Genomic DNA, 25,179 nt, shown 5'->3' with positions numbered 1-25,179 from the left:
ATAAACGAATCGTGACTGTTCATTGTCACCTGGTTCGTTTGACCAGTGTTGTTGCATGGCTCAAGAAAACTGCTGGGCGTCATTCCTGCGGAAGCAGAAACCATCATAAAACAAGATAACCTAAGCTTTAATTTCAAAAATTTGCTGTATTTATACTTTTTGTTTGGATTCCTGCTTTCGCAGGAATGACATAGTCACAGCGAATCTTACAAAAATTGAAACTGTATTTGTTAAGTTAAGACAGAATTATTTAAAGCTCGGTTTAGAATACCTAAACCGAGAAATAAATTACTACTTACCTAAAAGTGGATATGTAACATTTTTTAAGAATTTTCTTTTAATATAAGTACATACTAAAAATGTCAGTATGGTACTTGGAACATAGCGAATTATCGTAGGTAAATATCTTATTAAGGTCTTAGTTGAGACTAAGTCAGTAAACGGCGTACTTATGCTCTCTACTAACTCTCTACTTTTGGACCTTAAAGAATCTAGAGTACGATATCTATTTTTGTATTTTAAATAACATTTAACAGCTTCAATAACCATAGAAGATATAATAGAAATTATTCCGCTTTGCATAAGAAAATAAAATTCCATACTATCCGAACAATAACAATAATTAGCAATAATTATTAAAACTAAACCTAGAATATTAAAAAAATAGACAAATGGTTTGCCATAAGATTTCTCTTCTTGCTTAATGCTACTTTTTAATAATTCATATATTAGAGATTTTAACATTGAATTACCTATTTCATAAGAATAGCTAGCAACACGCCTGCACCAAAAGCGTAGGCGAGATTCCGCAAAGGGTGGTCACGTGTCGACTCACATAAATCCGCTACATTAGCTTTACCTTTATCTATTCCTTTATCTTTATAATGTTCCATAACGGATGATAAATGACCTAACTGCTCATCTAGAATATCTCCGGATTTACCTTTCAAATTACGTAATCTTGAAACTAAGCTTTCAATATCTTTTTTGATACCTTCGACATCTTCTTTAGCAGAGTTTGAATTTGATTCTTTCATAATTTACTCCTTTATTAGTTTACATTTTGTAAGCAAATTACTTTGCTTACAATTATAAGATACTCCTCTTGTAAACACTTTACAAGAGCTGAAACAATAAAAAAACCGAATCTAGTTTAGATTCAGCTAAATTTGATGGTTTTTTATTTCGTATTACTTCAACTTACTACCGAATGAAGAGACAATTTTATTAATTAATGATTCAATATTAATTGCTGATTGAGTATATCTTATCTCTTCATTAGCCGCTAAATTTTCATCATCATTACCAGGTACAATTGAAATATATTTACCTCCAAGTAACCCGCTGGTGACTACTTGGGCTTTAGAATCTTTAGGTATTTTAACATCATCATTAATATTTAGATATACACTTGCATAAAAGCTATTAGGATCTAAATTAATTTTCTTTACACTACCTATTTTTATACCTGAGATCATTACGTCGCTTCCAACTGCTATACCCTCTGCACTCTGAAAATTAGCAGTTACCTGATAACCTTTTGAGCTAGCTATAGAACTACCTGTTTTGTAGGCAAAAATCAAAAATAGTAAAGCAATAATTAATACTACAAAGCCGATAATTGTTTCAATAATATTTTGTTTCATTGTTTTTTTATATTTTATTAATTAATTACGGTTGCCATCTACTATATTTAAGATTTGATGTTTTAGGCGGCTTTTTAACTATTTTATTATTCTTTTGCCACGGGAAAAGCTGAATATTTTTCGGTATCTCATTTACTAAATGATGTAACCAAGCGTGCCAACTCGGCGGAATTTTTGTAGGTTCATTTACATTCTTATAAATAACAAACCTCCGTTGACGCCCTAAATAATCAATATTACGGCTTTCATAATATTGATTCAAAAATTCATCTTCTCCTACTTTTTTGTGAAAAAAAGTAATAAAAAACTTATCTATCCACGACATTTTAAAATTTCTATAGCAGTTTCTCTTCCTTGCACTGCAAGTTTATCGGCAGCAATATTACCGCTATTATTTGCATGACCTTTTACCCATTTCCAAATAATAGTATGTTTACTCAATTCTGCGTATAATTTTTGCCATAAATCGGCATTTTTAACGGGCTCATTGTTGCTTTTACACCAATTATTTTTTATCCAATTATGAATCCAAGAGGTAATTCCCTGTTGCAAATATTTACTATCGGTATAAATCTCAACATTACAAGATTTTTTTAAAATCCTTAATGCTTCAAGTGCTGCCGTAATTTCCATACGATTATTAGTCGTATCCAACTCATACCCAAATATTTCTTTGCTAGTATCATTAAATTGAAGCAAAGCACCCCATCCTCCAGGACCAGGGTTACCTGCACATGCACCATCAGTATATATAGCTACTTTTGAATCCATATATGGGCATTAACTAGGTTTAGGTTTAGAAGAGTTACGAAACTTATCTAACATTATAACATTTGGATTTGGAGATAATGAAGTTTTATAACTTTTATTACTACTTATTTCCTCTTCATATTGGTGATTTTCTTGTATATTTAACGACTGATTAAAAGTTAGACTGTAATTATTATTGGAATCAACAAAGCTAATAAGTGCATCAAAAGGTACATAAATTATTTCTTTAACACCGTCAAAACTTACCGTTAAGGAAAAACCGATATCATTTACTATTAAATTTTCAAACTGATATTGAAGTACTATTGTTATCTGTTTTGGATATGCCTGTTTAACTTTTGAAGGTAAAATTACCGCAGGGTTATCGGTTCTGTACGATATGTATATTAACTGATCCCAATATAAATTTTCATGCTGAATCTTAGTTAGAATTTTTTTTACAAATTCTAGCATATATTCATTCACAAATTTTTTATATTCAATATTCATACGAAAAAAATAAAATATACACTCTAAAAATAAAAATAGGTATATGAGTTATGTGAGGTTTTTCTGTTGCCCGGCAAACCCCCAGCCGCGTAGGCTTAAGCTGCAGCTAAAGCTGGAGCACCTACATAACGATTATTATCGTTTGCGTTTCTTTGTTTTGACCCATACGGCAAAAGCCATCGGCGGAATCATCCCGAGTAAAAGCAATCTTTTTATTAGGTACGTCGATCCTATTTCGCCCCCTCAAGATTTTGGTGTTATTCTTGTGTGGTTCGGTTTCTTCGTCATTGCGAGGAGCGAAGCGACGTGGTAATCTCGTCAAATTTCTTGAGATTGCCACGCTCCTTTCAGTCGCTCGCAATGACGGTTTGGCACCCACGCAGTAATGACATCGAGTATTGGTGGAGGCGTCGGGTACTGCCCCCGAGTCCGCAACCTCTATTCTAAATTACGTTTATTACTATAGCTATATTAGCACCAAATATTATGCCTTAATTTGATTAAAATGTAAAGGTCAAATAAGAATTCTAGATTTATATTTAAAATGGACTTATAATAAATTTTTAGAATTCTAAATTAAAAACTTAATTATGCTACCAAATCTTGGAATTATCGCAGGCAGAGGTTCATTACCTTACTTAATAGCAAGTAACTATACAAAGCAAGGCGGCAAGTGTTATATAGCGGCGATTAAAGACGAAGCTGATATAGATCAAATTAAAGATTTTGAATATAAGATTTTAAAAATCGGTATGGTTGGTGAAGCTATAAAATATTTTAAGGATAATGAGGTACAAAATATTATTTTTATAGGCGGAGTTAATAGACCGAATTTTAAAAATTTATCTGTAGATAAAATAGGTGGTTTATTGCTTTGCAAAATAGTTGGGCAAAAAATTCGAGGAGATGATAATTTGCTAAAAATAGTAGCGGATTTTTTTGAAAGCTACGGTTTTAAAGTAATTTCAAGTAACGAAATATATAAAAATCAACAATGTGATTCTAATATTATAACCGATACCACCATTACGAGTTCACATAAAAATGATATAGAGCTTGGAATAAAAATATTAAATCATCTAAGTCCATTCGACATCGCACAATCTGTTATAGTTAAAAATGGCTACATACTTGGTATAGAGGCTGCTGAGGGGACAGATAATTTAATAGCTAGATGTGCAAATTTGCGTAAAAAACCTTATGGAGGAATATTAGTAAAAATACCGAAATTAGGTCAAGATAACAGACTAGATATGCCAACAATTGGCCCTGATACTATAAAGAATCTTGCTAAATATAATTACAAAGGAGTAGCGATTCAGAAAAATAACGTAATTATAGTCGAAGAAGAATTAACTATAAAACTCGCTAATGAACATAAAATTTTTATAACAAAATGTTAGCAATAGGTATTACCGGTAGCTATGCTTCGGGGAAAACTTTTATTTTGGATTATTTAGCAGAAAAAGGATATAAAACTTTTTGTGCCGATAGATGTATAAAAGAATTATATCACGATTTAAGCGTGCAAACTCAAATCTTAAAATTACTCCCTGAACTTGAATCTTTCAATATCGGAAAAATCAGAAATTTAATCTACAATAACGACCTAGCTAGAGAAAAATTACAAAATTTTATTTACCCATTACTGATAGATAAACTCATTTTATTTAAAAAAGAAAATGCTAATTTCAAATTTGGCTTTGCCGAAATACCGTTGCTTTATGAAGCTAAATTTGATAAATATTTTGATTTTGTCGTAACAATATACTGCTCTGAAGAAATAAGAATGCAAAGAGCAATAACGAGAACTTCATTTGATATAGAGATTTATAATAAAATCAAAGAAATTCAACTATCACAAGAGAGCAAAATAGCAAAAGCAGATTTTGCTATAAATAGCGGCGTTGATATGTTAGACTTGGAAAAACAAATAGAGAAGCTAATTCTCGTCATTGCGAGGAAATTGTAAGCTTGTTGTATGGTACTTATGTCATTCCCGCGTAGGCGGGAATCTAGTTCTTTGTCATACCGCGACTTGATCGCGGTATCCAGTCTTTGTTAGTTTTTTTCTGGACCCCGTGGTCAAGCCACGGGGTGGACACCTAACATGCTTTACCCTGGATTCCTGCCTACGCGGGAATGGCATAAATCGAGCTACGCAACAATACCCGCCCGCAATGACGATTTTAAAAGAATAATAAAGGATTGGGAATGTCGAGTTTAAGAGAAATAATTTTAGATACCGAAACTACGGGACTTGACCCACGACAAGGTCATCGAATCGTCGAAATTGGTGCAATTGAGATGGTGAATAAGGTATTAACAGGCAGGAATTTTCATTTTTATATTAATCCTGAGCGGGACATGCCGTTTGATGCTTATAGAATTCACGGTATTTCCGGTGAGTTTTTAAAGGACAAACCTTTGTTTCATACAATAGCCGATGATTTTTTAGAATTTATCTCAGATAGCAAACTTATTATTCATAATGCTCCTTTCGACATTAAATTTTTAAATCATGAATTATCATTATTAAAAAGAGCGGAAATCAAACTTTTAGAACTGTCCAATGCTATAGACACTCTAGTTATGGCTAGAAGTATGTTTCCAGGCTCAAAATATAATCTTGACGCATTATGTAAAAGATTTAAAGTTGATAATTCAGGTAGGCAGCTTCACGGGGCTTTGAAAGATGCGGCATTACTTGCAGAAGTATATGTGGAACTAACGGGTGGTAGACAATTCGCTTTTAAAATGGTTGATAAATCTGTCGGAATAAATAACTTAACGGTTAATCGTGCAGATGCCCCAAAAAAAGAAGCCGGCATTGTTGTTAAACCTACAAAAGAAGAGCTACAAAAACATAAAGAGTTTCTTAGTAGTATTTTAAAAACTGCTTAGTAAAACGTCATTGCGAGGAGAGGCAAAGCCTCGACGTGGCAATCTCAGGAGTTTGATATTGTTTCATGAGATTGCCACGCTCTTTGTAGTCGCTTAGCTCATGACGATTATCAACATTCCTTAAACTTACCTATGAAAACAAACCTTGTTGTACTTATCACGTTTACAATACTTATTTCCTTAGGCTTTTGGCAGCTTAGCCGTTTAAAGGAAAAGAAATTATTCTTAGCCTCAATGCAAACTAACCTCACTTCATCTGCAATTAATTTAGCAGAAATTCAAGATAGTTTACCTTATCATAAAGTAAAAATTACCGGTCAATTTTTACCTAATAAAGACATATATTTATATGGTAGAAGGTCAATGTCGAGCGAAAAAGACGGCTATTATTTAGTTACTCCTTTTAAAACCATAGAAGATAAAGTTATTTTAGTAGCACGAGGCTGGTTTAGTAATCGCAATAAAAATATTATCACTCAAGCTACAAACGACCAACAACATGAGATTATCGGTGTTACTATGCCGTCTGAAAAAACTCGTAGCTACTTACCTGCTAACGATATAAAAAATAATGTGTGGCTAACTTTAGATTTGAAAGAAGCATCTCAAACCTTAGAATTAAATCTAGAGAATTTTTATATTATTGCGGAAGGAAAAGATATTAGCAATCTAGATATTTTATTACCTCTTTCAATAAATCATTTAGCAGCAATCAGAAATGACCATTTAGAATATGCCCTAACTTGGTTTGGTCTTGCTGTATCTTTAATAGTGATTTATATTATTTATAGGCGTAATGTTATTTCTGTGTAGGGATCAGTTTTCCGTCATTGCGAGGAAATTACGTAAGTAATTAACGAAGCAATCTCAGGATATTTAACGGGATTGCCACACAGCCTACGGCTGCTCGCAATGACGATTAGGGACGCATAGAAAAAAGAAAAAATGAGTGATCTACAACAACAAGCATCCGATCCTAATTATTCCGTTTGGGTATCAGCATCAGCAGGTACAGGTAAAACCAAAATCCTAACCGATCGGTTTTTACGTTTGTTAATAACAGGTGTAGAACCTGCAAATATTTTATGCCTTACTTTTACTAATGCTGCTTCTATAGAAATGCAAGCAAGAATTAATAGTAAACTTAAACATCTTTCTCTTTGCGATGCAGAAAAATTAGACAATGAACTCTTCTTAATGAGTGGCAATAAGCCGCTACCGCAAGAAATAGAAAACGCAAAAACTTTATACGATAAAATACTAAATAGTAATGAGTCTTTAAATATCTATACAATTCATGCGTTTTGTCAAAAAATCCTTAAAACTTTTCCTTTAGAAGCAGGTATCACACCGGAATTTAAGATTCTTGAAGAAACTAAATTACAGGATATCTTCCTAAATATCAGAAATGAAATCTACTTAAGTGATGAGCATAATGACTTAATTAAAATTTTGCTTAACCGCTTTCATGAAATAACATTGCAAGATATTTTTACTGAAATAATTGAGCAGAAAATTAAATTCAAGAAGTTATTTATAAATAAGCAAATTCCTAAAGAAATATATAATAAAAGATTAGCGTTAGGGGAATTAAATAATATTTACGATAAGGTAAAAAACTTATTTGCAGAATATGATTTGGAAATAGAACCGAAAGAAATTTTTTTTACCAAAGACGGAAAAAAACGTAAAAGCTTTTTATCGAAAGTATTAATAAGAAAATTTCCTAAATTATTGTTAGAGCTAGAAAAAATCACTTCTGAAATTTACCGATTAGATGAGCTGCGTCGCATAGAGGAGCTAGAATATTATACGAATTTACTTACTAAGCTTGCTCATATTATTTTAAAAAAATACGATTTCTATAAAGAAGAAAATAATTTACTCGATTACGATGATCTAATTTACTACACTGAGAAATTACTGAATAATAAAACTACACATGAATGGTTGCTACATAAGCTGGAGAGTGAAATAAATCATATTCTTGTCGATGAAGCACAAGACACAAGCCCCCAGCAATGGAATATTATTACTACTTTAATAACGGAGTTTAATGCGGCAAATAAGCCAAATAATAGTACCTTTATCGTTGGTGACGATAAACAATCGATTTTTAGCTTTCAAGGAGCGGATCTTCATAATTTTAGCTTAGTAAATGAGCAACTAAAAACAAATCTTACAAATGCTAATAAGAAGTTCAAAAATGTCACGCTTGAATGCTCATATAGATCATGTGCAGAGATTTTACAATTTACTCATAATGTTTTGAAAAATATAAAATCCAATTACCCTAGTTTATTCCTTTCAGATAACCCTTTAATATCCTCATTTCGTATACATCAAGGTCTAGTGACAATTTGGCCTTTAGTAACGAGTGAAAAACAAGAAGAGCTTTTTTGGGCATTGCCTGAAGATTATAAAAATTCTAAATCCGCCACTGATTTACTCATAGAAAAAATCATAAATTTTATACAAGAACAAATAAAAAGCAAAGAAATTTTGCCTTCTACCGCAAGCAGAATATCTGAAAAAGATTTCATGATATTAGTAAGAAAAAGAGACGAGTTTAGTAATAATCTGATAAAAGAACTTAGCAAAGCTAAGCTTAAAGTTGAGATAAGCGATAGAATTAACCTTAAGGAAAATCTAACGATAATGGATTTAATCTCGGTAGCTAAATTTGTGTTATTATCTGATGATGATTTAAACCTTGCCGGCTTACTAAAATCACCGATTATCGGCATGAACGAAAAACAATTATACGAACTTCTTGTAAATAAAACCGATAGTAGTTTATGGGATAATCTATCTGCTTGTGAAGAAATATACGCTAAGTTAAATTCTCTAATTGAAATTTATAAAATATCTACTGTTGAGAATTTCTTTGATTTAGTGGTGAATAATCTAAATTTACGAGAGATTTACGATGATGATATGATAAATGAACTATTAACATTAAGCAAAAACTATACAAATGATATAGATAATTCACTGCAAGGATTCATTGCTTGGTTTGAGAATAACGATATCTACATCAAACGTGATATGGAGCATTCAGACAAAATAAGAGTAATGACCGTCCATGGCTCTAAAGGGCTTGAAGCTCCTATCGTTATATTATGCGATTCTACTACTGTGCCGGTAAGTAGCAATAAATTTATTTGGGACGATAAAGAGGAAATGTTTTTTTCTGCTAATGCTGCGGACACACCCGCATTTTTACAAGATCTGAAAGAAGCTGAAAAATTAAAAGACTTACAGGAATATATGAGACTACTCTATGTTGCAATGACAAGAGTTAAAGACCGGCTAATTATATGCGGTTTTAGCAATAAAGCAGCCGCTCCTGAAAATTGTTGGTATGAAATAGTCAAGCAAACTTTTAATTAACAGCTGCTTTATTAAGGGCATTGCTAACTAAAGAGAGATGTCATACCGTGGCTTGACCACGGTATCCAGGAAAACAACTAAAAATACTAGATGTTTAGTATTTTTTTGGATCCCGTGAATAAATCACACAACTATCCAAAGTTAAAATGAACAAAAACTATTTAATAGTTAAAAATGTTATTTTTAACGTAAAACATTAAAAATACTACCAGCAATAGTTGTAAAAACACTTGCTTATTCTACTTATTTTTCAACTTCGGACAGTTGTGTGGATAAATCGCGGGATGGTATCAAGTTTTTTTTATTAGACTTCTTGCATAACGTAGCTAATAAGGAGGGCAACCCCCCCAAAAACAATCGACAAAAGGAGTAGAATTTTCTAGAAACAAAGGAGGAGATTCTATAAATGACAATATCAAAGCACAGTGATAGCCAAATCATGTCTATCTTAAAGCAAGCGAGCGGTGGGATGCCTGTAGCGTCTATACTGAGAGAGCACAAAATACCATCAGCGACATTTTATAAATGGAGATCAAAGTATGGTGGTATAGCTTTACCGATGATTACTAAATTAAAGGAGTTAGAATCGGAAAATGCACGGCTTAAAAAGATGTATGCTGAGGAAAGGCTAAGAGCTGATATATTAAAGGAAGTACTTGAAAAAAAGTTAGGAAGCCATCTCAAAGGCGGGAGATGGCTAAAATAATATCTGGAGAAAAAGATATTTCTATAAGGAGTGCATGCAAGATCTTTGGTGTCAGCGAAACATGCTATAGATATAAAAGGAAGCTATCATCTGAGGATGATATTATAGCAGGCCAGCTAATGCGTTTAGTAGGTGATCAAAAGAACTGAGGCCTTGGCCTCTGCTTTTTATATTTACGTAATATCAAAGGTTTTGGTTGGAATCATAAACGTGTATACAGGATATATAAGGAGCTAGCCCTTAATATGAGAATAAAGCCTAAGAAGAGATTACTTAGAGCAAAGCCTAAAAAGCTTATAGTGTCTAAAACAATAAATGATTGCTGGTCCATGGATTTTATGCACGATAGTTTAGAGAATGGTAGGAAATATCGTTTATTTAATGTGATTGATGACTTTAATAGAGAGAGCCTTGGTACTGAGACTGATTTTTTATTGTCAGCAGGAAGAGTTATCAGGTCACTAGATCAAATTATAGAATGGCGAGGTAAGCCAAAATCTATACGTTGTGATAATGGACCTGAATATATCAGTAAATTATTGAGCAAGTGGGCAAAAGAAAAGAATATCAAGTTATTATTCATTCAGCCAGGCATGCCTCAGCAAAATGCATATATTGAAAGATATAATAGAACTGTAAGATATGATTGGTTAAATCAGTATTTATTTGGTTTGTAATAGTTGAGATTTAATCTTACATTTAGTAAAATTAAGATAATATTAAATGGAGGATTAGAGATGAATCTAAATCAAAAAATAATAAAGCCAAAAATAGGATTACTAGAATTAGCTAGGAGTCTTGGTAGTATATCGTCAGCATGTAAAGCTATGGGTTACAGTAGAGACAGTTATTATAGGTTTAAAGAGTTATATGAAACAGGAGGAGAAGAAGCATTATATGAGATTAGTCGGAAGAAGCCAATTATAGCGAATAGAGTTGATCCTGCCGTAGAGAGAGCAGTATTAGATATGGCAATAGAATACCCTGCTTATGGTCAGCTGCGAGTATCAAATGAGCTTAAAAAGACTGGTATTCTTGTATCACCTGGAGGAGTTAGATCTATTTGGCTACGTAATGATTTAAATAATATCAATAAAAGACTTAAAGCATTAGAAGCCAAAATGGCTCAGGATGGTATTGTTCTTACCGAAGCTCAGTTACAAGTATTAGAGAAACGGCGTAGCGAGAAAGAAGCTCATGGTGAGATTGATACACAGCATCCAGGTTATCTAGGATGCCAAGACACATATTATGTAGGTAATTTTAAAGGCATAGGCAAGGTATATTCTCAAGTGTTTATTGATAGTTACACTCGGGTTGCAGAGGCTAAACTATATACTGATAAAACAGCACTTACCGCTGCTGACATGCTTAATGATAGAGTGTTACCATGGTATGAGAGTCAGCAAATACCAGTACTTCGTATTTTAACTGATAGAGGTGGTGAGTATAAAGGTAATATAGAACATCATGCTTTTGAATTGTTCTTAAGCATTGAGGGTATTGAGCATACTACTACTAAAGCATATTCTCCTCAAACAAATGGTATGTGTGAACGTTTTAATAAAACTATGAAACAAGAATTCTTTGATACTGCTATGCGTAAAAAGATCTATACTGATCTTGATGATCTACAACTAGATCTTGATATTTGGCTAGAATATTATAATAATGAAAGACCGCATTCCGGTAAATATTGCTATGGAAAAACACCTATGCAGACTTTTATGGATAGTAAAAAGTTAGCTGTTGAAAAGAATAACGAAATCTTATATCTTGAATACTCATCTGACAGTCATAACTTATCAGACATTCAGATATAATTTTTATAATGTCTGTAAGATTAAATCTTGACTTCTACAAATTTCATAGAATTTAGTTTACACTACATAATAGTAGTAACATTTATTTAAATTTCAACTTAAATATTTTTTATTTCAGTTTAACTCTTATATCTTAAATTTAAATCATTTATATTTAAATATTGTCATAAGAAAATTAATAAGATATTATCGGAACCGCTACTTCAGATAGCATAATAATTTATGCATTATAGTAATAATCATGCCCTAATAAATCAGATTTAGGAATATCACGCTTATATTCATATGAACCTAAATAAGCTTGTAATTCATGAACATTTTGTTCTATTTCTTCATAATTATATTTATGTGAGTCTTGAAATTTTTCAACTAATTTACCTTTATTAACAACTTTTTTATAAGCATCTTCTTTAAAAAACCCATCTTTTTGTTCTTCACTATGAAAGTAATCCTTAAATTCACTACGTTTTTTCGGTAAATTAGAGATAAATTTTGCAAATTTTTCTAATTGAATATTGGTAATTAGGGTAAATACCAAACGTATATTCTCTTTATATTGGTTAACTCTTGAAACTTCATGCTCTATTGTATCTTTTTGTTCAATTTCAATAACATTATTAGATAAAATAACTAAATCTTTTTTATTAACCTCTAGCTTTTGAGATTCCTTTTGCTTTATATTAAGTATTTCCTCTTCTAATTCCTCTTCACTAAATAATTTTTTAAACGCAGCAAGCCATGGACCAAAGGCTGTACTTTCTAACTTTTTAAAATATTCTTTTAACTTTATAACTAATTTCCTTGTTTATATTTTCTTAGTTTAATTTATAGTGTTAGTTGGAAGTAATCAAGTTATAGAGCTAAGAAAAATTAATACTTTTGTAAAAATTATATGTAGCGTAGCAATTGAAAAACAGTTTTAAAATGCTTAAAATAATTTGACTATTTTAGAAAATTTTAATAAAATCTATTAATAAACTCAATCGATAATACCAAATATGAAAACAGCTTTTATCTTCCCCGGTCAAGGGTCGCAATTGATCGGCATGGGAAAAGATTTTTATGATAATTTTATACCCGCCAAAGAAACTTTTCAAATCGTTGATGAAACACTAAATCGAAAACTTACCGACATAATTTTTAACGGCACTTCCGAGGAACTAACTCTAACTACCAACGCACAGCCGGCATTAATGGCAGTATCTGTGGCAATAATAAATATTATCAAAGCTGAAACCGGTAAAAGTTTGGATAGTCTTGGCGATTATACTGCAGGTCATTCGCTAGGTGAATATAGTGCTTTATGTAGCACTGAAAGTATTAGCCTTGAGACAGCAGCAAAGCTACTGCATATACGTAGTACATCTATGCAAGAAGCATGTCCCGAAGGCGAGGGAAGCATGGCAGCTTGTATCAATATTCCACTTCAAAAACTTGAAGAAATATTAGAAGATATCAACAAAATAAATTTATGCCAAATTGCTAATGATAATATCGAAGGACAAATAGTTATTAGCGGCAAAACCGCAGCTATAGATCATGCTATTAGTATAATTAAAGATTTGGGCTACAAAGCGATAAAACTGAAAGTCAGCACTCCATTTCATTGTAGCTTAATGAAGCCGGCAGAAGAAAAAATGCGAGTAGCTCTTGATAAAGCTGTAATTAATAAGCCTTTGTTACCGGTAATTCAAAATTATACCGCAAAACCTACTCTAGATCCTACAGAAATCAAACAAAATTTAATTCTTCAAATATGCGGACGAGTTAGATGGCGTGAAACTTTAAAGCTATTTAATCAGCTAGACGTATCCCATATAGTAGAAATAGGCGCCGGAAACGTATTAACAAATATGCTCCGAAAAATTAATTATCCATATAAGTTAAGTAATATAAGTAATTTAGAAGAACTACAGAATTTTTTAGATAAATTTAGCAAATAACACCTCTAATAACTTCTGATTTATAAAGTTTTTAAATTAACTTAATAATATTATTATATGAAAATTAGTTTTAGTTTTTTAAGCAATTGCTAGAATTATTAACTAGCGATTGGCGGAGCTATTTAAATAAGGTAATAACGGAACTTGAAAAGTTAGCTTTAACAGATACTAATGATACATTTTTAAAAGAAGAATGTTATAGAAAAATTGCTCTTATTAAAGGATACATTAAAGAAGGTGAGTATCCATGGTATGTTGTTCCTTTTGATAAAAAAGATAATGCAAGTTTACTACTTACCAATATTCACATGCTAGAGCTTGATTACCTAAATCAAAATACGTAAAAGCAGTAAAAAATATGCTGCGAAATAATTTCAAAGATATATATAATCCGGAAATTTATATTATCGCTAATTACGAAGAACCTATAATTAAAAACTATGCAATAACAGATAAAATAGCGAAAGGTAAAATTATTACATTTGAAGATTTAAATATTAAATATGAAGCACACACGAATGAAGAGTTAACATATATAGATGATATAGTAAATGATATTAGAAAACTAGACAGCGAGTTAGTAGCAGACATATCAAATATCATCAAATTTATTTATCAATTTTATTTTGTAGATTCTGCTATTACTCAGTGTACGATCATTTTTATGGCTGCATATTTTGAAGAACTACAAAATTTTCATCAAAATTTAGATAACCTTAATTTTATAGTACCATCACAAAAATATAATACTGAATGCCAACCAAAAAACTATAAGAACTTTATAAATATCGAAGCAGTAACTTGGAATAGATTTTTAGTTAAATATCAGAAATTATTTAATAATCTTAGCGAAGAACATTCAGAAATATTATTTAGTATTTGTAATGATAATGAGGAGTTTATAAAATTGTTAATTTCGGACTATTGTCATTTGAGTTTAAACAAACGAAGTAAAATTATAGAGTACTTAATAGATAAATATAAAGAAGATGCTGAATCTATTTATCCCACAGCTGTACAACTTTTTAATATTTGTGACGATAAAGATGGCTTGGTAAAGTTTCTAACTGCAAGCTCTTACAATCTTAGCTTACAAAAACGAGTTGAAATTATAGAATACCTAATAGGTAGATATAAAAACGATACCAAATCTATTTATTATATAACCGAGCAACTTTTTAATATTTGTAACGATGACACAACTATTGAAACTACAGAAATAGAGGCTAAACATTTTTACGAATACATTAAATATTTCCGTAGTTGGGATGGTTTACCTACTTATTGGTATACTGACTTTAAAGGACTATCACCTAGTTGTGATAAGGAAGCTTTGATTATAGGCGATTCCGCAAAGCCGGAAAATGATCATATTTAGTTAGAAAAATTATAAAATAATTCTAGAAATTTTATAATTTAGATGATATAAAGTTAAGCCATAACCGGAGAGATGGCCGAGTGGCCGAAGGCGGCGGTTTGCTAAACCGTTATACGGGTCATACCGTATCGAGGGTTCGAATCCCTCTCTCTCCGCCAGTCTGGACAGTTAGCCAATTCTTGTAGTTTATCGAACGGGAAAGCTAGTGTAGAAGTCAAGATTTAATCTTACAGACATTATAAAAATTATATCTGAATGTCTGATAAGTTATGACTGTCAGATGAGTATTCAAGATATAAGATTTCGTTATTCTTTTCAACAGCTAACTTTTTACTATCCATAAAAGTCTGCATAGGTGTTTTTCCATAGCAATATTTACCGGAATGCGGTCTTTCATTATTATAATATTCTAGCCAAATATCAAGATCTAGTTGTAGATCATCAAGATCAGTATAGATCTTTTTACGCATAGCAGTATCAAAGAATTCTTGTTTCATAGTTTTATTAAAACGTTCACACATACCATTTGTTTGAGGAGAATATGCTTTAGTAGTAGTGTAGAAGTCAAGATTTAATCTTACAGACATTATAAAAATTATATCTGAATGTCTGATAAGTTATGACTGTCAGATGAGTATTCAAGATATAAGATTTCGTTATTCTTTTCAACAGCTAACTTTTTACTATCCATAAAAGTCTGCATAGGTGTTTTTCCATAGCAATATTTACCGGAATGCGGTCTTTCATTATTATAATATTCTAGCCAAATATCAAGATCTAGTTGTAGATCATCAAGATCAGTATAGATCTTTTTACGCATAGCAGTATCAAAGAATTCTTGTTTCATAGTTTTATTAAAACGTTCACACATACCATTTGTTTGAGGAGAATATGCTTTAGTAGTAGTATGCTCAATACCCTCAATGCTTAAGAACAATTCAAAAGCATGATGTTCTATATTACCTTTATACTCACCACCTCTATCAGTTAAAATACGAAGTACTGGTATTTGCTGACTCTCATACCATGGTAACACTCTATCATTAAGCATGTCAGCAGCGGTAAGTGCTGTTTTATCAGTATATAGTTTAGCCTCTGCAACCCGAGTGTAACTATCAATAAACACTTGAGAATATACCTTGCCTATGCCTTTAAAATTACCTACATAATATGTGTCTTGGCATCCTAGATAACCTGGATGCTGTGTATCAATCTCACCATGAGCTTCTTTCTCGCTACGCCGTTTCTCTAATACTTGTAACTGAGCTTCGGTAAGAACAATACCATCCTGAGCCATTTTGGCTTCTAATGCTTTAAGTCTTTTATTGATATTATTTAAATCATTACGTAGCCAAATAGATCTAACTCCTCCAGGTGATACAAGAATACCAGTCTTTTTAAGCTCATTTGATACTCGCAGCTGACCATAAGCGGGGTATTCTACTGCCATATCTAATACTGCTCTCTCTACGGCAGGATCAACTCTATTCGCTATAATTGGCTTCTTCCGACTAATCTCATATAATGCTTCTTCTCCTCCTGTTTCATATAACTCTTTAAACCTATAATAACTGTCTCTACTGTAACCCATAGCTTTATATGCTGACGATATACTACCAAGACTCCTAGCTAATTCTAGTAATCCTATTTTTGGCTTTATTATTTTTTGATTTAGATTCATCTCTAATCCTCCATTTAATATTATCTTAATTTTACTAAATGTAAGATTAAATCTCAACTATTACATATTGGCGGTATAACACCGATACAAAAATTAGCTCTCGCAACTTAACTCTCTACTCTCTATTGCGATTAAAAATGGGAGGATTACCAAATGAGTAAATACGGCTTCTTCAGGATTCATATGTACCGGTTTCATAAACCATCTTGGTTCATAAGCCCCTATCGGAATAAGGCTTATTAAAATATTATGTTTTTCCGATCTCTTTAAAAAGTGTATCGTTATAACCCGAATCACCTATAAAACAAATATCTCCCATCTTAGTGTTAATGATAAAATTCCCCATAATGCTTTATTTTTATCAAATATTCCTCTAGCTGACCAATGTTGGGCTGGTTCTAGATAAATATTTTGTTCTTTATATGATTCTCACCATCCCAAGGTAATAATTTCTGCATCGCTAATATGTTTTTTGATTATTACGTCATTCATTAGCGGTGTAATAATCTTGGGTTTATCTCGTACCCATAAATCTTTAATTGCTCTTATATCTAAATGGTCATAATGATTATGACTTACTACTATAATATCAATTTTAGGTAAATCGGTAAAATTAATGCCAGGCTTTACTACTCTCTTTGGTCCTGCAAAAGTAAAAGGACTAACCCGCTCCGACCATACCGGATCAGTTAAGATATTTAAACCGTCTATTTGAATTAAAAAGGTTACATGTCCTACATAAGTTACCCTTATATTCTCATTATCAGTTATTTTTTGTGGTGAAATATCAGTGGAAGCAAGAGGAAGTAGCGTCGGCCATTTTGGTCGTTTTGAAGTTATTTTCCATTTTAGAATATCAAGTAAGGTTTTATATTAGGATCAATATTGAAAACATATTTTTATTTAGATAGATCTTCCTTTCGGTTTATTAGAGTTTTTAACTTGTTTAGCAAAAGATTTTGTTTCTTTAGTTGTCGGTATATGTATAAATCCTCTAGTTTTTTCTCCTATCAGCATGGCTTCTTGAAGTGTGTCTTTTGGTAGTTTAGCTATAGATGCGGATATTTCTGGAGTTTGTTTTATTTCTACCGTTCTCTTTTTTTCTTTATTTATATCTCTGCCTATTACTTCATCTAGCGGGACATTTTTATAATCGGCGAGAGCAACAATTGCTCCCATATCAGGCATTTTTGTACGACCATCTAGGAAATTTTTCCACGCTGTTTCATGGGTACCTGTTTTTTCACTTAACTTATACGGGGTTATATTGTCTGCTTCTAATATATTCAGTACAAATTTTTTAAAATTATTTCTAATTTCTTCTGGACCATCTGTATTTGCCTCTGATATATCGTTAATCCGATTAAATCTTTCTTTTGACCTTATATCTTCGCTCATTATTTTTTCCTGTAAAATTTACTCCTGAAAATTGAGAGTTAAAATAATTTTTTTAAATGATAAGAATTTATGATTTTTAAGAGGCTATCTATGAAATTATTTTAATTGATAATTAATGAGATTTTATAGCAAAAAAGAATTTAATTAGCTTTAAAATAACTTTATAGATAGCCTATTAAACTTATTTATTAATATATAACTAATAAATAGTAAATAGAAGATAATTATAATGAAAATAATAAATTTAAGCTATTTAATTAAGTATTTAGGTCTTATATATGAAATTTAAATTAACCTATTTTAACTCTTTTTATCACAAATTATAAAATTTTCTGGAATAGAAGCCACGCCTTTTCAAAATCTTATAATTTTAATATAAAATAACTTAAAATATAAATTAAATTTCAGGTGTAGAATCTAAGATATTTTAAAAAGATTATATAAATTAAAAATTGTTTTTTCTGCATCTTGATCATTTATTAATAAGGTAATTTTAACTTCTGATAATTGTATCATGTTAACATTTATATTATCTTTCGTTAACTTTGATAATATCGTTTCAAGTACTTTACAATCATTTTTAATCCCATGACCAATAAGAGAGATTGTAGCAATTTCGGCATCAAAAGTAAAATCTTGTATCTGCTTATCATTTTTTAAATTAGTAAGTAAAGCTTGTAAATTATTTTTATCAGTTAAATTTGTAATAAAACTATATTCTTCATTATTTTTTATCTCTTGCATAAATTCAATATGATTATTATTTTGTGTAATCATATTTGCAACTTGCAAAAAACTTAAAGAAATGCTCTTTACAGATATTTTTAATAAATTTTTATTAGAAGTAATGCTGTTAATAATTCCATTCTCCATATTTTTATCCTTTGAAGTAATTAACGTACCTTCTGTATTCGGTGAAAATGTTGAAAGGACACGCATATCTATGTTATACCGCATTACTAGCTCTACGGCTCTAGGGTGTAGTACTTTTGCTCCGCTTGATGCTAGTTCTAACATTTCTAAAAAATCTATTTCTTTTATCTTCTTAGCATTTGGAATAATTCTTGGATCAGCAGTAAATATTCCCTCTACATCAGTATAAATATCACATCTATCGGCTTTCATAGCTGCAGCGATTAAGGCGGCAGTAGTATCGGATCCTCCTCTGCCCAAAGTAGTTAACCTATTGGATTTGTTAGTTCCTTGAAAACCGGCTATTATAGGGACGGTATTTAACTGTAAATATTTTTCTAGTAAATCTGTAGTAATTGATTCTACTAAAGCTTTACTATGATTATTATCGGTGAGAATCGGTAATTGCCAAGCTAGAAATGATTGTGCCTTTATGTCTTCTTCTTGAAGAGCGAGTGCTAGTAATGAAGCAGTGACTATTTCGCCGCTAGAAAGTACTACATCATATTCTGCAAATTGAGAAATGTTGTTAAGGCTTGATACTTCATTACACAATGTGACAAGTTGATTAGTAACACCTGCCATAGCCGAAACTACTACAATTACTTGGTTATTTTTAGTTATTTCGGCTTTTATGATAGGAACGATTTTTTTTATTCTATCAATATTTGAAACGGAAGTACCACCAAACTTTTGAATTATTAAGGCCATAATAAAGGAAGCCTAATATAATATTATATAATTAATTTTCTGCTTGTTGTCTCGCTTGGCATTACGTTGATACCTGAACCGTCATTGCGAGGAAATTGCATAGCAATTGACGAAGCAATCCAGTCAAAAACTCTGATTTATAGAATTTTTTTAATTATTTCTGGATTGCCGCACAGTCCACGACTGCTCGCAATGACAAAATCTATACTTAATTGAGCAATGCCTACAAAAAAATACTTAAGCACTTGCAATTTCTTTAACATTAACGATTTTATGATTTCGCTTAGTTAAAAATTCTACTCTACCTTCTATCAGAGCGAATATTGTATGATCTTTGCCAAGCCTTACATTCGTTCCAGGATGAATTTTTGTGCCGCGTTGTCTGACTATAATATTACCGGGTATTACATATTGTCCATCGGCCTTTTTAACTCCCAGCCTTCGACCGGCCGAGTCTCTTCCGTTCCTAGAACTACCACCAGCTTTTTTGGTTGCCATTTTATAATTCCTTTTAAGTTATTATTATTGTTTGGTAATATCTAATATTTTTAATTCCGTCAGTTCTTGACGATGACCGGCTTTACGACGATAATTTTTTCTACGCTTTTTCTTAAAGACTATAATTTTATTATCTTTAAGTTGGTTAGTAATTTCAGCCGTAACGACAGCCCCTTTAACTATTGGAGTGCCAATAAAAGAAGGCTTTGAGTATTCACCAATCATTAAAATTTGATCAAACTGAATTTTAGAACCAAGTTCTCCATCAATTTTTTCGACTTTAATAATACTATTTCTGTCTACTTTATATTGTTTTCCACCTGCTTTTATAACTGCGAACATGAAAACTATCTCTTTAAAAATTTATAAATATTTGTCGTATCATATTATTATATTAGAAATTAGTCAATGATAATATTATGTTATGTCTATTAACACAAATATAATTGCGTATTGAGTTACCGCAGCAAATATTGCGGCTAACAAGTCATCAAGCATAACGCCGATACTGCCCTTAATATTTTTGTCAAACCAATTAATAGGCCAGGGTTTTACTATATCAAAAAATCGGAATAGACAAAAAGGTAATATGAGAAGTAATATAATATTTATTGTTAGCGGACTAAAATATTTAATTAAATGCGATTCGTTAGCAAATAAAGCAGAAAAAAATACTAAAACGATAGTTAGCATTTGCCCTACTACTTCATCAATTACCACTTCTTTGGGGTCTTCTGAATTTGTATAATTTAAATATATTTTAGTAAAATAAGTGCCGAGTATTAAGAGTATCAAACATAGGCTAAAACTTATAATAAATATACTGATAAGTTGAACTTCACCGAGAGTAAGACTTGAGAAAGGAATGATTATTTTGTGATTAACAATAAAATATATTAAGAAGTAAGTTAGAGGGAAAGCGGCAATTGATCCAAAAGTGCCTGGACAGTATTTTATTTTCCCGATATAAAAAAAAGTAGCAAAAAATTCTGAAAATTGTTTTTTAGTAAGCATTTCTTTAATTATTTTATCCTAGATTAGAGCTATAATATCTTATATAATAAAATTTTAACTTATACAGCAAAAATATCATGGGAATGAGCTTTAGCCATTTATTAATAGTTTTATTAATTATTTTTGTATTATTCGGTGCCGGTAAATTACCTCAAGTTATGTCCGATTTAGCCAAAGGTCTTAAAGCTTTTAAAGACGGCATGAAAGATGACGGTAGTGATAATAATAAAAATAAATAATTGATTCGAGGTCACTCCCCTGCAGATACCCGAGTCGTCATTGCGAGCGACCGTAAGGAGCGTGGCAATCTCAGGACATTTGACTGTAGAAGTCAAGATTTAATCTTACAGACATTATAAAAATTATATCTGAATGTCTGATAAGTTATGACTGTCAGATGAGTATTCAAGATATAAGATTTCGTTATTCTTTTCAACAGCTAACTTTTTACTATCCATAAAAGTCTGCATAGGTGTTTTTCCATAGCAATATTTACCGGAATGCGGTCTTTCATTATTATAATATTCTAGCCAAATATCAAGATCTAGTTGTAGATCATCAAGATCAGTATAGATCTTTTTACGCATAGCAGTATCAAAGAATTCTTGTTTCATAGTTTTATTAAAACGTTCACACATACCATTTGTTTGAGGAGAATATGCTTTAGTAGTAGTATGCTCAATACCCTCAATGCTTAAGAACAATTCAAAAGCATGATGTTCTATATTACCTGTAATAGTTGAGATTTAATCTTACATTTAGTAAAATTAAGATAATATTAAATGGAGGATTAGAGATGAATCTAAATCAAAAAATAATAAAGCCAAAAATAGGATTACTAGAATTAGCTAGGAGTCTTGGTAGTATATCGTCAGCATATAAAGCTATGGGTTACAGTAGAGACAGTTATTATAGGTTTAAAGAGTTATATGAAACAGGAGGAGAAGAAGCATTATATGAGATTAGTCGGAAGAAGCCAATTATAGCGAATAGAGTTGATCCTGCCGTAGAGAGAGCAGTATTAGATATGGCAATAGAATACCCCGCTTATGGTCAGCTGCGAGTATCAAATGAGCTTAAAAAGACTGGTATTCTTGTATCACCTGGAGGAGTTAGACCTATTTGGCTACGTAATGATTTAAATAATATCAATAAAAGACTTAAAGCATTAGAAGCCAAAATGGCTCAGGATGGTATTGTTCTTACCGAAGCTCAGTTACAAGTATTAGAGAAACGGCGTAGCGAGAAAGAAGCTCATGGTGAGATTGATACACAGCATCCAGGTTATCTAGGATGCCAAGACACATATTATGTAGGTAATTTTAAAGGCATAGGCAAGGTATATTCTCAAGTGTTTATTGATAGTTACACTCGGGTTGCAGAGGCTAAACTATATACTGATAAAACAGCACTTACCGCTGCTGACATGCTTAATGATAGAGTGTTACCATGGTATGAGAGTCAGCAAATACCAGTACTTCGTATTTTAACTGATAGAGGTGGTGAGTATAAAGGTAATATGTAGAAGTCAAGATTTAATCTTACAGACATTATAAAAATTATATCTGAATGTCTGATAAGTTATGACTGTCAGATGAGTATTCAAGATATAAGATTTCGTTATTCTTTTCAACAGCTAACTTTTTACTATCCATAAAAGTCTGCATAGGTGTTTTTCCATAGCAATATTTACCGGAATGCGGTCTTTCATTATTATAATATTCTAGCCAAATATCAAGATCTAGTTGTAGATCATCAAGATCAGTATAGATCTTTTTACGCATAGCAGTATCAAAGAATTCTTGTTTCATAGTTTTATTAAAACGTTCACACATACCATTTGTTTGAGGAGAATATGCTTTAGTAGTAGTATGCTCAATACCCTCAATGCTTAAGAACAATTCAAAAGCATGATGTTCTATATTACCTTTATACTCACCACCTCTATCAGTTAAAATACGAAGTACTGGTATTTGCTGACTCTCATACCATGGTAACACTCTATCATTAAGCATGTCAGCAGCGGTAAGTGCTGTTTTATCAGTATATAGTTTAGCCTCTGCAACCCGAGTGTAACTATCAATAAACACTTGAGAATATACCTTGCCTATGCCTTTAAAATTACCTACATAATATGTGTCTTGGCATCCTAGATAACCTGGATGCTGTGTATCAATCTCACCATGAGCTTCTTTCTCGCTACGCCGTTTCTCTAATACTTGTAACTGAGCTTCGGTAAGAACAATACCATCCTGAGCCATTTTGGCTTCTAATGCTTTAAGTCTTTTATTGATATTATTTAAATCATTACGTAGCCAAATAGATCTAACTCCTCCAGGTGATACAAGAATACCAGTCTTTTTAAGCTCATTTGATACTCGCAGCTGACCATAAGCGGGGTATTCTATTGCCATATCTAATACTGCTCTCTCTACGGCAGGATCAACTCTATTCGCTATAATTGGCTTCTTCCGACTAATCTCATATAATGCTTCTTCTCCTCCTGTTTCATATAACTCTTTAAACCTATAATAACTGTCTCTACTGTAACCCATAGCTTTATATGCTGACGATATACTACCAAGACTCCTAGCTAATTCTAGTAATCCTATTTTTGGCTTTATTATTTTTTGATTTAGATTCATCTCTAATCCTCCATTTAATATTATCTTAATTTTACTAAATGTAAGATTAAATCTCAACTATTACAATTGACGAGATTGCCGCGTCGCTTCGCTCCTCGCAATGACGATTCCGCCACACAACAACGTCCTAATTCCCTGAAACAGTAGAATATACACCATTCTCTTTCCTGATAATGTCATACCGTCTCTGTGCTACTCCATCGATGAAATGAATATTACCGGATAAACCTATATAAGGTTGTCTACTGTTCATTCTATTTAAAAACCTTTCGGATGCAAATTCATTGCCTATATAGTTTGCAGTCATACGTCCTAAATCATAAGAAAGAAGATGCATGAAGCCCATATGGCTAACACCTAAGTCTTTTGCTCTATCCGGAACGTTGCTATTGAGTAAATTTAAAGAACCGGTAAAGCTAATATCGATATTTTCAGGGTAATCGATATCAATACGATTATCACCGATTAAAATAGCTTTTTTATCTAAATTATATTTACGAATGCTATCGGCAAGTATGTTTAAATTTTTTGGATCATCTGATAGATAAATAACCGGTTTTGTTGTATCGTTACGCTCATTTATAATATCGGTATTGTCCGAAATATTTCTTGCGGCTTTTGCTATAGATTCAGGACTATCCTCATAGAATTCGGTGCGTGATAATGTTGCACTTTTCTGAATTAATATATTTTGCATTACTTGGCTAATAGTTTGGGAATGCTTCCCTTTAGGTAACAATGCCATAAAATCTTTATGGTCGTTACTTGCGTAATAATTGATGATGCGTATCAGTTGTTTTAAAGGCGCATGACCGAATACAAATAATTTATCTTCTGCAAGAGCCGGGTTATTTGACATAGTTATAATAATAATATCATTAGCTTTTGCTTTTTCGGCTATTAGAGAGGTAAAGTTAGAATATAGAGGGCCTAAAATAATCTTAGTTTTACGTGCTACTATTTTATCCATAGCGGCTAAAACGTTTTTTTCATCTGAACCGTCGTAAGAAGTAACATGTATGTAAGATTTAATCCCGTCGTTAAGTCCCATTTTAATTAAATCTTTATATTGTTTCCCGACAATACTATCAGGACCCTGATTTGGCATTAAAATTGCAATCTCAATTTCTTTTTGTTCTTTTTTAGGAAAACTTATAGGTTCTTCTTTAGGAGTTTGACAGGACGTTAAATATATCAAGCAAAAAAATGATAGAACGATTCGTAGTTTATGTTTTATACTAGCCATAATATTACTTAAAATTTAAAA

26 protein-coding genes, 1 tRNA gene, 1 other RNA gene and 4 pseudogenes are annotated in these 25,179 nt (G+C 31.7%); 13 read left to right on the top strand and 19 right to left on the bottom strand.

Translation table 11 applies throughout. The features are described from left to right. Nucleotides 1-291: 291 nt before the first annotated feature. From AC0ODJ_RS02905 to ssrA, 7 genes are all read right to left on the bottom strand, one after another. A complete protein-coding gene (locus AC0ODJ_RS02905) occupies nt 292-744 on the bottom strand; it encodes a hypothetical protein (protein ID WP_218460203.1) in 453 nt (150 codons plus the stop codon). 8 nt (nt 745-752) lie between these two features. Next, nucleotides 753-1,037, bottom strand: a complete 285-nt coding sequence (locus tag AC0ODJ_RS02900; RefSeq protein WP_218460202.1) for a hypothetical protein — start codon at nt 1,035-1,037, stop codon at nt 753-755. Between the two features lie 153 nt (nt 1,038-1,190). Continuing rightward, nucleotides 1,191-1,646, bottom strand: coding sequence for an outer membrane lipid asymmetry maintenance protein MlaD (gene mlaD, locus AC0ODJ_RS02895; RefSeq protein WP_218460201.1), 456 nt, complete (start codon nt 1,644-1,646; stop codon nt 1,191-1,193). A 25-nt stretch (nt 1,647-1,671) separates the two neighbouring features. Then, nucleotides 1,672-1,971 carry an NADH-ubiquinone oxidoreductase subunit NDUFA12 family protein gene (locus AC0ODJ_RS02890; RefSeq protein ID WP_218460200.1) on the bottom strand — a complete coding sequence of 100 codons (300 nt, stop codon included), beginning with the start codon at nt 1,969-1,971 and terminating at the stop codon, nt 1,672-1,674. Beyond that, nucleotides 1,959-2,417 carry a ribonuclease HI gene (gene rnhA / locus AC0ODJ_RS02885; RefSeq protein WP_218460199.1) on the bottom strand — a complete coding sequence of 153 codons (459 nt, stop codon included), beginning with the start codon at nt 2,415-2,417 and terminating at the stop codon, nt 1,959-1,961. Before rnhA ends, AC0ODJ_RS02890 begins: the two co-directional genes overlap by 13 nt. Nucleotides 2,418-2,426: 9 nt before the next feature. Beyond that, a complete protein-coding gene (locus tag AC0ODJ_RS02880; RefSeq protein ID WP_218460198.1) occupies nt 2,427-2,906 on the bottom strand; it encodes an SspB family protein in 480 nt (159 codons plus the stop codon). 51 nt (nt 2,907-2,957) lie between these two features. Continuing rightward, nucleotides 2,958-3,422: a transfer-messenger RNA gene (gene ssrA, locus AC0ODJ_RS02875) on the bottom strand. A 74-nt stretch (nt 3,423-3,496) separates the two neighbouring features. Between ssrA and AC0ODJ_RS02870 the strand changes: the two genes are divergently transcribed. From AC0ODJ_RS02870 to AC0ODJ_RS02840, 7 genes and pseudogenes are all read left to right on the top strand, one after another. After that, the gene (locus AC0ODJ_RS02870) at nt 3,497-4,309 is read left to right on the top strand and encodes an LpxI family protein (protein WP_218460197.1); all 813 of its coding nucleotides are present in this window, start codon (nt 3,497-3,499) and stop codon (nt 4,307-4,309) included. Further along, nucleotides 4,303-4,878: a dephospho-CoA kinase gene (coaE, locus tag AC0ODJ_RS02865; protein ID WP_218460196.1), complete on the top strand. Its 576-nt coding sequence runs from the start codon at nt 4,303-4,305 to the stop codon at nt 4,876-4,878. The genes AC0ODJ_RS02870 and coaE overlap by 7 nt, the downstream gene beginning before the upstream one ends. Before the next feature lie 242 nt (nt 4,879-5,120). Then, a complete protein-coding gene (gene dnaQ / locus AC0ODJ_RS02860) occupies nt 5,121-5,810 on the top strand; it encodes a DNA polymerase III subunit epsilon (protein WP_218460195.1) in 690 nt (229 codons plus the stop codon). 132 nt (nt 5,811-5,942) lie between these two features. Further along, the gene (locus AC0ODJ_RS02855; RefSeq protein WP_218460194.1) at nt 5,943-6,623 is read left to right on the top strand and encodes an SURF1 family protein; all 681 of its coding nucleotides are present in this window, start codon (nt 5,943-5,945) and stop codon (nt 6,621-6,623) included. A 132-nt stretch (nt 6,624-6,755) separates the two neighbouring features. Then, nucleotides 6,756-9,203, top strand: a complete 2,448-nt coding sequence (locus tag AC0ODJ_RS02850; protein WP_474464964.1) for a UvrD-helicase domain-containing protein — start codon at nt 6,756-6,758, stop codon at nt 9,201-9,203. A 406-nt stretch (nt 9,204-9,609) separates the two neighbouring features. Beyond that, nucleotides 9,610-10,577 (top strand): annotated as a pseudogene (locus AC0ODJ_RS02845) (IS3 family transposase); the annotation flags it as partial. 69 nt (nt 10,578-10,646) lie between these two features. Next, nucleotides 10,647-11,732: an IS481 family transposase gene (locus tag AC0ODJ_RS02840; RefSeq protein ID WP_127896995.1), complete on the top strand. Its 1,086-nt coding sequence runs from the start codon at nt 10,647-10,649 to the stop codon at nt 11,730-11,732. A gap of 220 nt (nt 11,733-11,952) precedes the next feature. On the opposite strand, the gene AC0ODJ_RS02835 is transcribed toward AC0ODJ_RS02840, so the two are convergent. Beyond that, a complete protein-coding gene (locus tag AC0ODJ_RS02835; RefSeq protein ID WP_256621227.1) occupies nt 11,953-12,270 on the bottom strand; it encodes a hypothetical protein in 318 nt (105 codons plus the stop codon). 460 nt (nt 12,271-12,730) lie between these two features. Here AC0ODJ_RS02835 and fabD point away from each other — a divergent pair, with 460 nt between their 5' ends. The 4 genes from fabD to AC0ODJ_RS02815 all read left to right on the top strand — a co-directional run bounded on the left by fabD (nt 12,731) and on the right by AC0ODJ_RS02815 (nt 15,211). Continuing rightward, on the top strand, nt 12,731-13,675 hold the full coding sequence (gene fabD, locus AC0ODJ_RS02830; RefSeq protein WP_474464960.1) for an ACP S-malonyltransferase: 945 nt from the start codon (nt 12,731-12,733) through the stop codon (nt 13,673-13,675). 86 nt (nt 13,676-13,761) lie between these two features. Beyond that, nucleotides 13,762-14,019, top strand: coding sequence for a hypothetical protein (locus tag AC0ODJ_RS02825; RefSeq protein ID WP_256621226.1), 258 nt, complete (start codon nt 13,762-13,764; stop codon nt 14,017-14,019). A gap of 707 nt (nt 14,020-14,726) precedes the next feature. Next, nucleotides 14,727-15,053 carry a hypothetical protein gene (locus tag AC0ODJ_RS02820; RefSeq protein ID WP_218460386.1) on the top strand — a complete coding sequence of 109 codons (327 nt, stop codon included), beginning with the start codon at nt 14,727-14,729 and terminating at the stop codon, nt 15,051-15,053. Nucleotides 15,054-15,119: 66 nt separating this feature from the next. Then, nucleotides 15,120-15,211: transfer RNA gene (locus AC0ODJ_RS02815), tRNA-Ser, on the top strand. Nucleotides 15,212-15,298: 87 nt separating this feature from the next. Here AC0ODJ_RS02815 and AC0ODJ_RS02810 read toward each other — a convergent pair. The 8 genes and pseudogenes from AC0ODJ_RS02810 to AC0ODJ_RS02775 all read right to left on the bottom strand — a co-directional run. Beyond that, nucleotides 15,299-15,613, bottom strand: a pseudogene (locus tag AC0ODJ_RS02810) (integrase core domain-containing protein); the annotation flags it as partial. Nucleotides 15,614-15,648: 35 nt separating this feature from the next. Further along, on the bottom strand, nt 15,649-16,734 hold the full coding sequence (locus AC0ODJ_RS02805) for an IS481 family transposase (RefSeq protein ID WP_474465674.1): 1,086 nt from the start codon (nt 16,732-16,734) through the stop codon (nt 15,649-15,651). Nucleotides 16,735-17,163: 429 nt separating this feature from the next. Beyond that, nucleotides 17,164-17,430, bottom strand: coding sequence for an MBL fold metallo-hydrolase (locus AC0ODJ_RS02800; RefSeq protein WP_218460401.1), 267 nt, complete (start codon nt 17,428-17,430; stop codon nt 17,164-17,166). 207 nt (nt 17,431-17,637) lie between these two features. Next, nucleotides 17,638-18,132 (bottom strand): helix-turn-helix domain-containing protein, encoded by a 495-nt coding sequence (locus AC0ODJ_RS02795; protein ID WP_218460400.1) that lies wholly within the window; start codon nt 18,130-18,132, stop codon nt 17,638-17,640. A 417-nt stretch (nt 18,133-18,549) separates the two neighbouring features. Further along, complete coding sequence (locus tag AC0ODJ_RS02790) at nt 18,550-19,755, bottom strand: aspartate kinase (protein ID WP_218460399.1); 1,206 nt, start codon at nt 19,753-19,755, stop codon at nt 18,550-18,552. 237 nt (nt 19,756-19,992) lie between these two features. Then, on the bottom strand, nt 19,993-20,253 hold the full coding sequence (gene rpmA, locus AC0ODJ_RS02785; protein WP_218460398.1) for a 50S ribosomal protein L27: 261 nt from the start codon (nt 20,251-20,253) through the stop codon (nt 19,993-19,995). Between the two features lie 24 nt (nt 20,254-20,277). Next, nucleotides 20,278-20,595 (bottom strand): 50S ribosomal protein L21, encoded by a 318-nt coding sequence (gene rplU / locus AC0ODJ_RS02780; RefSeq protein WP_004997480.1) that lies wholly within the window; start codon nt 20,593-20,595, stop codon nt 20,278-20,280. Nucleotides 20,596-20,670: 75 nt separating this feature from the next. Continuing rightward, nucleotides 20,671-21,267: a phosphatidylglycerophosphatase A family protein gene (locus AC0ODJ_RS02775; protein WP_218460397.1), complete on the bottom strand. Its 597-nt coding sequence runs from the start codon at nt 21,265-21,267 to the stop codon at nt 20,671-20,673. A 77-nt stretch (nt 21,268-21,344) separates the two neighbouring features. Here AC0ODJ_RS02775 and tatA point away from each other — a divergent pair, with 77 nt between their 5' ends. Then, complete coding sequence (gene tatA / locus AC0ODJ_RS02770; protein WP_218460396.1) at nt 21,345-21,506, top strand: twin-arginine translocase TatA; 162 nt, start codon at nt 21,345-21,347, stop codon at nt 21,504-21,506. Between the two features lie 123 nt (nt 21,507-21,629). On the opposite strand, the pseudogene AC0ODJ_RS02765 reads toward tatA, so the two are convergent. Next, a pseudogene (locus tag AC0ODJ_RS02765) lies at nt 21,630-22,010 on the bottom strand (integrase core domain-containing protein); the annotation flags it as partial. A 53-nt stretch (nt 22,011-22,063) separates the two neighbouring features. Between AC0ODJ_RS02765 and AC0ODJ_RS02760 the strand changes: the two are divergent. Then, nucleotides 22,064-22,789, top strand: a pseudogene (locus AC0ODJ_RS02760) (helix-turn-helix domain-containing protein); the annotation flags it as partial. 37 nt (nt 22,790-22,826) lie between these two features. On the opposite strand, the gene AC0ODJ_RS02755 reads toward AC0ODJ_RS02760, so the two are convergent. Both AC0ODJ_RS02755 and AC0ODJ_RS02750 read right to left on the bottom strand, forming a co-directional pair. Continuing rightward, nucleotides 22,827-23,912: an IS481 family transposase gene (locus tag AC0ODJ_RS02755; RefSeq protein WP_121834048.1), complete on the bottom strand. Its 1,086-nt coding sequence runs from the start codon at nt 23,910-23,912 to the stop codon at nt 22,827-22,829. 127 nt (nt 23,913-24,039) lie between these two features. Beyond that, the gene (locus tag AC0ODJ_RS02750; RefSeq protein WP_218460452.1) at nt 24,040-25,158 is read right to left on the bottom strand and encodes a penicillin-binding protein activator; all 1,119 of its coding nucleotides are present in this window, start codon (nt 25,156-25,158) and stop codon (nt 24,040-24,042) included. Nucleotides 25,159-25,179 lie beyond the last annotated feature (21 nt).

This window comes from Rickettsia senegalensis (genome assembly GCF_056135685.1).
Note: the sequence above shows the minus strand (reverse complement) of the source record. Positions and strands in the feature narration are given on the sequence as shown.